Genomic DNA, 9,399 nt, shown 5'->3' with positions numbered 1-9,399 from the left:
TGCCGCTCCCTCGGAGAAAGGACGCGACACCAACGCCCGACGAGCACGGAAACTGGGACAGAGCCATTCTTCCACACCGAAACACACGCGATCCCGGTCGCTATCACCGGATAGGCCATGACGGCGCGGCGATCGAGGCCATGTTCGTGGACCTCTTCCTCGACACGCGCTGCGCCGCGCCTCGGCAGATCGTCCTCGACCTGGACGCGACCGACGTGCCGCTGCACGAGCACCAGGAGGGCCGGTTCTTCCACGGCTACTCGACGCCTAGGGCACGGCACGCAATAATTTATCCAATGGTTTGCCGAGCACATGCGCTAAACTCGCCATTACGTCTCAAGACCTTGGCGCGGAGGTGATCATGGCTGCCTCTGTTCTGCATCAGTGCGGCTGCGCTGCCTGTCGCTCACGCCAGCCCCATCCCGATCAGCTGCTGCATCGGCAGATCAACCTGCTGATCAGCCGCCTGGATGAGCAGCAGCGTCGCTGGTTTGCCGCCGTTGAGGCCACCCGCCAAGGTCACGGCGGAGTGCAACGGCTTGCCGAGATCACGGGGCTGGACCGGCACACCATCGCGCGTGGCCAGCGCGAACTGGCCTCTGGCCTGGCGGACCGTACACCGGAGCGCATTCGACGCCAAGGCGCCGGGCGCCCGGCACGTGAAAGGCAGGATGCTGGGCTCACCACGGCACTGGAAAACCTGCTGGAGCCTGAGACAGCCGGTGATCCCATGGGGAAGCGCACCAAAGGCAAGCGCCGCTCGCTGCGACAACTCAGCGAAGCGCTAAGCGCTGCAGGCCACCCGGCGAGCCGACCAACAGTGGCCCGGCTGCTGCGTGAGCTCGGCTACTCGCCGAAGGCCAACACCAGACGCGGCGAGACACGCAGCGTGCCTGAGCGCAATGCGCAGTTTGAGCACGTCGCGCCCAAAGTGGAACTGCTCCAGGAGCTGTTTGGCCTCACCCGGGCGGAAGCGGAAGTAGCTCGCGCGCTGCACGGCGGCACAACCAAGCGTGCGGTTGCAGATGCACGCAGCCTCCGTGAAGCTACGATCCGGACGCAGGTTCGCGCTGTGCTCGAAAAGACAGGCACCGTTAATCTGCGTGACCTTGAGCGTCTGCTGGCGAACCTGCACGAACTGTAACACCGACATGACCCCGCCATCCGGTAATCGGCACCGTCAAATTGTTGTTCCAGGGCTGGCGAAGTTGGCTGGCCGCGTGCGATGCAAAAGCGGAGTTCAGGCCGCGCCGGCAACCCCGCTTATTTCGGTTTGGTTGCGAAGTTTGCGGCGAGTTGCGAATAGCCGCGACAGGCTCCGGATCAGGCGGCCACCTGGAACAGCTTGGCGACAAAGGTGGCTTGGGTCCGCATGTCGCGTCCGCCAACCTTTCGTACCTGCCCCTTTCTGATTATTGCCATCGCCTCATAACCTGCCAGTGTCCGCCGTGCTGTGTGGAAACTGCCGAAGCCAAGCCCGGTCTAACCAAGCGTTTAACGCGCCGGTGGGTTTGTTCCACTATATTATTCAAGAACTTGCATTGTTGTAGCCAAGCCAAGCGCCACAGCTTGTCGGCTGCTTCAACTCCGTCGCGCCACCACTGCGCTTGCTATCCCGCAAGGGGCGTAACCGAAGCCGGCCATCATCTCGCGTCGTAAGGGTTGGCGCGAGCGCTGACAGGACCGGGAAGATCCCTCCCCTGCCCCAGTGGTCAGGCCGCCTTGCTGAGCGCCTGTGTCACGGCGTCCGGGATCTGCTCGATGACCCGCAGATAGGACAGCACGGTGGCCTCCGGCTCTCGGCGGCCTTGCTCCCACTCTTGCAGGCTCCGAACGGGGATTCCGTAGCGCGTAGCGAACGCTGCCTGTGACAGACCGCTTTGGCGCCGCACCCGCTGCACAATCCATGCGGTGGCAGCACGATCGGACATATCGGGTGCCACGTCAGGATCAGACGCGATGTGCGCATCGATTTCCTCATCGGTGACTGCGGCCTGTGCCTCCCAATCTACCGAGCGCATGGCAGCCTCGATCATCTCCGGCGTGGCCTTCACGGTTTTGGTTGCCATTTCTGCCTCTCCTCTTTCTTCGCCCTGCGTAGAGAGATGATGCGGTATGTAGTGCCTCGCATTGTGTAAACGCACACATGCAATTCGCCGCCGATGGTCCCGTACGCGATCACGCGACGCTCGCCGTAATCCCGCCGGTCATCCTCGAACTCAGCCACCCGGTTCGCTAGCACGACCGCGCCAAGGTCGAAGGGAAGACCGCGGCTGCGGCGGTTTTCCTCATCCTTGTCATAGTCGTACTCGAGATCCATGACACCACTTATACACTTATACGTCACTGACGTATAGAATCAAGGGCAGAAGGAGAGCCGCGCCCCAATTAGGCAAGCCCTCGCTCACTTGCGGTAAGGCCTATTGTGGCAAGTGAACGTTTGTCAGGAGCGACGTTCTTCGGCCTGGCGCGGCTACAAGCTCGCGCGGCTTGAAGGGGAGACTACACGCCTGCTACGGAGGTGCCCGGTGTCGAAGCCGAGCGGACATCGTTGCACAACAGACGAGTTCGGCAGCTATACGCCCATCCGGCCATCCATGTTGATTGAGTGCCAAAATCTCGTTCATGATCTAGTCGCCCTCGAGGATTTTAATGTTGGACGCAACCGTTGATTGGGCAGTGGCCAGGCACCCTCGAGCCCAGCTTCGTCGGTCCGGGTGGGTCGATCTGCGGGGACCCTGGGGCTTCGCCTTCGACGACGAGGACCGCGGCATCCAGGAGGGTTGGCCGAGGCGCGCCGAAGCCTTCGATCGGGAGATCCTCGTCCCCTTCCCACCGGAGTCCTCAGCAAGCGGCATCCAGGAGCGAGGCTACCACGCGGTCGTTTGGTATCGCCGGGTGTTCGACCTCCCCCTGGCCGGGCGAGCGCCTCGGCTCCATTTGACGTTCGGCGCGGTGGACTACGAGGCCCGGGTCTGGGTCAATGGCCAGTTCGCCGGGCGTCACGAGGGAGGGCACACACCGTTCACCCTCGACATTACCGCCTACCTCTCTCCCGAGACCGAGCAGGTCATCGTCGTGCGCGCCTATGACGACCCGCTGGATCTGACCCAGCCGCGCGGGAAGCAATATTGGGATCCTGAGCCGGCCGAGATCTGGTACCACCGGACCACGGGTATCTGGCAGCCGGTCTGGCTGGAGCCGTTGGGCGAAGCCTTCGTCGAGGAAGTGCGATGGACCGCCGATCCGGACCGTTTCGCTGCCCAGATGCGATTGCGGGTGGGCGGCCGCTCAGCCGAGGCAACTCACCTCCGCCTGCGTCTGTCGCTCCGCGGGCGACCGCTGGTGGACGACATCTATGCCTTGGCCGGGGCGGTGTTGGACCGCGAAATCGTTCTGCCCCGGCGCATGCATAGGGTCCAAGCGGTTTGCTGGGCACCCCACCATCCCCACCTGATCGACGCCTCGATCGAGTTGTTGGCGGCCGATGGCTCCGTACTCGACCTGGTCGAAAGCTACTTCGGCCTACGTCGGATTGAAGCCGTGGACGGCCGGCTGCTGCTGAACGGCGTGCCGCTGTTCCTGCGCTTGGTGCTGTCTCAGAACTATTGGCCGCAGTCGCATCTGGCGCCGCCAAGCGACGAGGCCATCCGGCGGGAGGTCGAACTCGTCAAGGAACTCGGCTTCAATGGCGTGCGCATACACCAGAAGATCGAGGACCCACGGTTCCTCTACTGGTGTGACCGGCTGGGCGTGCTTGTCTGGGGCGAGGCTGCCAATGCCTTCCAGTTCGATGAGCGGGCCGCCCAACGGCTTTGTCGTGAGTGGGCAGATGCGGTCCGGCGTGACTACAACCACCCCTGCATCATCACCTGGGTTCCGTTGAACGAGAGTTGGGGCGTGCCGGACCTGGAGCACGACCCGGCCCAGCGTGCGTACGTGAAGGCGCTGTACCATCTGACGAAGACGCTGGACTCTACGCGTCCGGTGATCGGCAACGATGGCTGGCAGAACGCCGTCGGCGACATCTTCGGTGTGCACGACTACGCCATGGACCCCGCCAGGCTAACCGAGCGCTACGGCTCTGCCGAGGCGCTCCGGCGCACCTTCGAGGCGATCCGCCCGGCACATAACCGTCTATTGGTGGACGGTCAGACCTTCGAGCAGCAGCCAGTGGTGGTCAGCGAGTTCGGGGGCCTCAGCATCAAGCCTGCCGAGGGGGAGAACTGGTATGGCTATGCCACGACGAACGACGCACAGGAGCTGCTGGTGCTTTATGGGGCGCTGGTCGGGGCCTTGCTGGACAGCACCGGAATCGCGGGCTTCTGCTACACCCAGCTCACCGACACCGAGCAGGAGAACAACGGCCTGCTGACTGCTGCCCGCGAACCCAAGCTGGATATTGCCACTATCCGGGCAATAACCTCCCGCCCGGCCAAGTCCGTCCCAAACGAGATCTTGGACGCCATCTTCCAGCATGAGGTCGCGAAGCGACGTGCGGGCCTGATGGGGGAGTAGCCTCGTGGTGATGGCCGGGTGGACGAAGCTGAGCAGGCGAGATTGTGCAGCGCACAGATCTCCTAGCCGGGAGAGGTTGGGAAGCCTCCGACGCGGTAGGGCGTCCACTCAAAGGATGGAGCCTGATGCTCCACAATCCAGCGCATGACCTTCGGATCGCGCGGGAGCAAGTAGCGCCAGCCCTCGACCAAATCGACCAGCAGTTCGTCGGCACCGATTTGCTTTTCCTGCAGCTTCGAGTCGATGCCGGCAAAGGTCGCCATGCGCTGTCCGCATTGCTGACTGGCAAGGATGCGGTCGGACTCCTCGTTTACGCGGCGACCGAGATCCACGTCCCTGAACTGGCCTACCGGCCGCGTGTGAAGAACCGGGACGCCGTCGATGATGCCAACGTCGCGGTAGTCGAGAAGCTTCGGCCAGACGGAGTCGAGCCCCCAGCCCCAACCCGTCGTTGACAATTCGAGGGTTGGAAGCAGTCGCTCCAGCGCTGTGCTACTGAAGCCGGGCACCATGATCTCCACGAAGCCGACACGCCGCGCAAAGAAGCTTCGGTTTCGCATGGTGGTGTAATGCGCGTAGTGGGATGCTTCGTGTAAGCTCGGTGCGAAAAGCTGGAAACGTAGCGCCCGTGCTGCATTGAACATGGCGCTGATCGTATCCTGGCTGGCGAGGATGTCGTCATCGGGTAGCCAGATGAAGTCGTATTGCCGCCAACCATCCCAATCGTTCAGCAGCTGCCGCAAGCCCGTCCATTTGGGGCCGGGGATGACATTTCCCATTATGCAGTCAATGTCCGTTTGTGGAGGCAGCTCTTGGAACGGGCAAAGATAGAGATCCCAATCGCGCGACCTTCCGGGATCGACCCAGCAGCGATGCAGCGAGTTGCGTCCAACACGCGCCAGAACCAAGTTTCTACCCATATCCTCTATTCCCTCGCCGGATCGTGTGCGTCCTCAATGCTTGTGGCAGTTCGCGTCTGAACAGCTTGGCCCTACGACCGCACATGAGGTGTTATGACTCTGGTCAGGCCAGCCAAGGCGTGCATTGGTTGGGCCGAACTCAACGCCGCTGCTCAAACCGGACGTCTAGCCTACTGACCTCAACTATGCCGGCCATGGCCGGCGCAGTTCCTGTTCAAGGTGGCGGTGCGACAATGAGTGGCCGCACCGCATGCAGGTCGGTGGCGATCAGGGCACATCTCTCCCGCATCTCATTGGTTGGCGGCAGCAGGTCCGGCACCATGATCACGGTGGCGCCGGCCGCATAAGCGGCTCGTACGCCGTTGTAGGAATCCTCGAGCGCCAGGCAATGTTCTGAATACGTACCGATCTTCTGGGCCGCCTGCAAGAACAAGTCCGGATGCGGCTTGCCGCGAGCGACATCGTCGCGGGTTACGATCGCGTCGAACCGGCCCAGAATGCCAGTGCTGCGGAGATGGCGTTCCGCCTTGACCCGGCTCGAGGATGTCGCAACTGCCTTCGGTATTTCCAGCGCCTCGAGATGCGAGAGCAGGCAGCGCACGCCCGGTTTCAGCCGCAGCGCACCGGCCTCGATCATGGCATCCATGTGCCGGTTCGCCATTGCCAGGTAGTCTTCAGCAGGAAAGCTTGGGCCGAAGCGTTCCTGCACGAGAACACGGCAACGGTCGGCAGGAACACCGATCATCGCGTGGCGGAAGCTTTCCGGCGCCGAAATTCCCATCTCGGTGGCGGCCTGCTCCAGGCCCCGCATGGCCAAGCTCTCGGTGTCTACCAGCAAGCCATCCATATCAAAAAGAACGGCCTGGATGCGTAATGCTTCCACGCGGGCGGAATCCATGTCCTGTATTGTCATCTTAATTCTCACCTACAACTCTTCTGGGAGGCCGCCAGCAAAGCCGTGACGGTGGCGTGCGGTCCCATGCGCTGAAGATCACCAACCGCCTGCGTCAGCTCTAGCCGGAACGCCTCATGCCGCGGCAGATCTCGCCCGAAGATGTCTTCCATCGCTAGCACTGAGGCGGTGAGACGCTCCGTGTCGTTCCCCGCAGTTGCACCCAGCGCATGCATGCGCTCAACCAGCGGGTCCTGAGTTTCCGCGGCATGGCCGTGGCCGACGCATCCCGACGCGCAGCAGATCCAGGCTGCTACAGCAAGCAACGTACAAGGCGCCGGGCGGCCAGCTTCCAGGTTCTCCCATATCGAGGCAAGCAACCGCGGTTGTAGCTTCTCCGAACCATTTCGGCCGACCCGGCTGAGTTGGTGTACGATGCCGGGATTGCGCCAGCGTTGCATGAGTTGATGAGCATAGGCGTGGATGTCATGCTTGCTCGGCGGCAGAGTCGGCAACTGCTCCGCCAGCATGAAGCGCAGGGCATAGGCGGCAAAGACCGGATCATCCACGAAGTCGGCGACAGTCTGTAGCCTGGCCAACGAGCCGAGATATGCTACCGCCATATGCGTGCCGTTGAGCAGCCGCAGTTTGGAGGCTTCCCAGGGCGCCACATCCGGCACGAACTCCGCACCGGCTGCCTCCCAAGCAGGACGCGGGCCGTCAAAGTCCTCGATGACCCATTGGCGGAATGGCTCGGCGGAGACCGGCGCCGCGTCGAACACGCCAAGCGTCGCCGCAGCATCGGCCAGATCGGCCCCGGTCGTCGCTGGCGTGATGCGGTCCACCATCGAGCACGGGAACTGCACCGAACTGGCGATCCAGCCGGCGAGTTCGTCATCGAACAGCGCCGCATAATCGATCGCCGTCTGGCGCAGGATCCGGCCGTTCGCCGGCAGATTGTCGCAGGACATCACGACAGGAGGGCGCCGGCCTGCGTTGCGAACCTTCGCCAGTCCGCTCACGAGAATGCCCAGTGCGCTACTGGGCAGAGATGCGTGGAGATCCTTCTGAATATCAGGATGGCGAACGGCGAGCCGTTCGGTGGCTGGATCTAAGCAGTAGCCCGAGGAAGTTACTGTCAATGTCACAAGCCGGATCGCCGGGTCAGTGAAGCGGGCCAAAAAAGCAGCCGGATTTTCTTGCGCGAAGACGACCTCACTGAGGGTGCCAACCACGGTAGCGCTGGCGCCGTGCGGACCACGCTCGAGCACGGTGTAGAGCCCATCCTGCGGCTGCAGGGCATCCCGCATGGTGGGCCGCTGCAGGCTTGCGGAGATGATGCCCCATGCGGAGGGGATAGCGGCGGGCCTGGCTTCGATAGCTCGTTGAGTAAAGACGGCTTGGTGTGCACGGTGAAATGCCCCGCATCCCAGATGAAGGATGCCGGGGCGGAGCCTGGCAACGTCGAAGCCTGGACGGCGTACCGTGCGCGGCAGGCCGGGCAGCGTCGCAAGCGATAGGCGCGGCGATACCTTGACCGGCGAGCTTATGCCAGAAAAAGATTCCGTAGACGAGATTTCGAGGGAAGAGAAATGGACCACTTACTGCAACCTTTCGGGTCTCCGAAAAAAAGAGCCCCCAATCAAGGCTGCGATAAGCTTCTGCTGTGGGTCGAAGTTCCAAGTTATTGCTGAACGAATACTATAATTATGGGATGTGCGATGACGTACATTGGTTAAGTTCAGTATTTTTGTGAATAATGTACCTCGTACAACGATGAGGAAGTGGAAGGATAACATAGCGATTGGGGTCAGATCCGACGGCAGAGCCAACCGCCTCGACGTCGTCACTTGCGGTAGGGCGCGCTCGCCTCAGGCCAGTCCGCTATCAAAAGCAGGCCGCTTCAGTGTTTTCGATCTGCTCTCGACTAGTGGCGACATGGAGGAACAAGTGCTTTATGTGGCTTTGAGGGCTGATTTGATCTACCCTTTTGCCTGACCAGTATCGAAAAGACCCAAGCCTGCCGTGCTCACTATTTATGAAGTGAGTGTACGATTCTGCGCAGACATTTAATGTATCACGGCCTATATATACCCCATCGCCTGCGGATATTTTTCCGGTGCAGGTGGCTGAGAGAGGCGAGTGCTCCCACCGACATCTGTCGCAGGAGCTATCCATGCCGATTGCCGATCAGCCTCTACCCGCACCTCGTAACCGTCTGCTGGCAGCCCTGCCCCCTCCGGATCTCGCCCAGCTCTGGCCTCGGCTCGAGCTGGTCAAGCTTGAGTTCCGCAAGAGCCTGCAGCTGCCGGAGGAGCCAATCGGCAGCGTCTACTTCCCGGAAACGGGCTACCTTTCCCGACTGGCCCCCCTGGAGGACGGCGACAGCGCAGAGATCGGTCTGGTTGGGCCCGACGGCATGAGTGGCCTCGCTGTTCTGCTCGGCGCCGACCGCGATAGCTTTGAGTTGTTAGTTCAGGGGCCCGGCACCGCCATGCGAATGGGTGCGGCGGACTTCCTCAAAGCCCTGGACGACATCCCGAGCCTTCGCCCGCTGCTGCTTCGCTACGCGCTGGCGCATTTCGAGCAGGTGGCGAGGACAGGGGCCTGCAACGGCCGGCACCATGTCGATCAGCGCCTCGCCCGCTGGCTGCTCATGTCGCATGACCGGGCCGGGAATGACGAGTTCCCGATGACCCATGAGTTCATGGCCATGATGCTTGGGGTCCGGCGTGCCGGAGTGACAGTTGCCGCAGGCGTTTTGCAGAAAGCGGGGCTGATCAGCTACCGGGTCGGCCGGATGCGAATCACCGACCGGCCCGGCCTCGAGGCGGCCACCTGCGATTGCTATGGCGTGGCCCGGCGAGCCTACGACAGCCTCATCGGGCTACCCGCCGGGACAAGCCGGCCATACTGGCGCTAGCCCGCCCTTCTCACAAAGGCCCGATTTGGCAGCGGCAGCCTTGGCCGATGACGGCGTTCTGAGCATAGCGGCGTAGCGGTCGCCAAGGCTTAGGACTTGACGCGAAATAACCAGGTCAAGGTGGCTTTTGGTGTGGTGAGATGGTG

8 protein-coding genes and 2 pseudogenes are annotated in these 9,399 nt (G+C 62.3%); 4 read left to right on the top strand and 6 right to left on the bottom strand.

Annotated elements, in window-relative coordinates; genetic code table 11:
• Positions 1 to 176: 176 nt before the first annotated feature.
• Both AC5JJ1_RS05095 and AC5JJ1_RS05090 read left to right on the top strand, forming a co-directional pair.
• Positions 177 to 260, top strand: a pseudogene (locus tag AC5JJ1_RS05095) (hypothetical protein); the annotation flags it as partial.
• A gap of 101 nt (positions 261 to 361) precedes the next feature.
• The gene (locus AC5JJ1_RS05090) at positions 362 to 1,144 is read left to right on the top strand and encodes an ISAzo13-like element transposase-related protein (RefSeq protein ID WP_495784031.1); all 783 of its coding nucleotides are present in this window, start codon (positions 362 to 364) and stop codon (positions 1,142 to 1,144) included.
• A 257-nt stretch (positions 1,145 to 1,401) separates the two neighbouring features.
• Here the strand turns inward: AC5JJ1_RS05090 and AC5JJ1_RS05085 are convergent.
• The 3 genes and pseudogenes from AC5JJ1_RS05085 to AC5JJ1_RS05075 all read right to left on the bottom strand — a co-directional run.
• Positions 1,402 to 1,511, bottom strand: a pseudogene (locus tag AC5JJ1_RS05085) (IS6 family transposase); the annotation flags it as partial.
• 201 nt (positions 1,512 to 1,712) lie between these two features.
• Complete coding sequence (locus AC5JJ1_RS05080; protein ID WP_495784030.1) at positions 1,713 to 2,069, bottom strand: helix-turn-helix domain-containing protein; 357 nt, start codon at positions 2,067 to 2,069, stop codon at positions 1,713 to 1,715.
• Complete coding sequence (locus AC5JJ1_RS05075) at positions 2,051 to 2,320, bottom strand: BrnT family toxin (RefSeq protein ID WP_495784029.1); 270 nt, start codon at positions 2,318 to 2,320, stop codon at positions 2,051 to 2,053. The genes AC5JJ1_RS05080 and AC5JJ1_RS05075 overlap by 19 nt, the downstream gene beginning before the upstream one ends.
• A 332-nt stretch (positions 2,321 to 2,652) precedes the next feature.
• On the opposite strand from AC5JJ1_RS05075, the gene AC5JJ1_RS05070 reads away from it, so the two are divergent.
• A complete protein-coding gene (locus AC5JJ1_RS05070; protein WP_495784028.1) occupies positions 2,653 to 4,518 on the top strand; it encodes a glycoside hydrolase family 2 protein in 1,866 nt (621 codons plus the stop codon).
• 62 nt (positions 4,519 to 4,580) lie between these two features.
• On the opposite strand, the gene AC5JJ1_RS05065 is transcribed toward AC5JJ1_RS05070, so the two are convergent.
• From AC5JJ1_RS05065 to AC5JJ1_RS05055, 3 genes are all read right to left on the bottom strand, one after another.
• Positions 4,581 to 5,297, bottom strand: a complete 717-nt coding sequence (locus AC5JJ1_RS05065) for a hypothetical protein (RefSeq protein WP_495784027.1) — start codon at positions 5,295 to 5,297, stop codon at positions 4,581 to 4,583.
• Between the two features lie 355 nt (positions 5,298 to 5,652).
• Positions 5,653 to 6,336: an HAD family hydrolase gene (locus tag AC5JJ1_RS05060; protein ID WP_495784026.1), complete on the bottom strand. Its 684-nt coding sequence runs from the start codon at positions 6,334 to 6,336 to the stop codon at positions 5,653 to 5,655.
• Positions 6,337 to 6,359: 23 nt separating this feature from the next.
• Positions 6,360 to 7,826 carry a mannitol dehydrogenase family protein gene (locus AC5JJ1_RS05055; protein WP_495784032.1) on the bottom strand — a complete coding sequence of 489 codons (1,467 nt, stop codon included), beginning with the start codon at positions 7,824 to 7,826 and terminating at the stop codon, positions 6,360 to 6,362.
• 680 nt (positions 7,827 to 8,506) lie between these two features.
• Here AC5JJ1_RS05055 and AC5JJ1_RS05050 point away from each other — a divergent pair.
• Positions 8,507 to 9,253, top strand: coding sequence for a Crp/Fnr family transcriptional regulator (locus tag AC5JJ1_RS05050; protein WP_495784025.1), 747 nt, complete (start codon positions 8,507 to 8,509; stop codon positions 9,251 to 9,253).
• The last annotated feature ends 146 nt before the right edge of the window (positions 9,254 to 9,399 follow it).

This window comes from Belnapia sp., assembly GCF_059504005.1.
The sequence above is the reverse complement of the archived record's forward strand: the minus strand, read 5'-3'. Positions and strand labels throughout refer to the sequence as shown.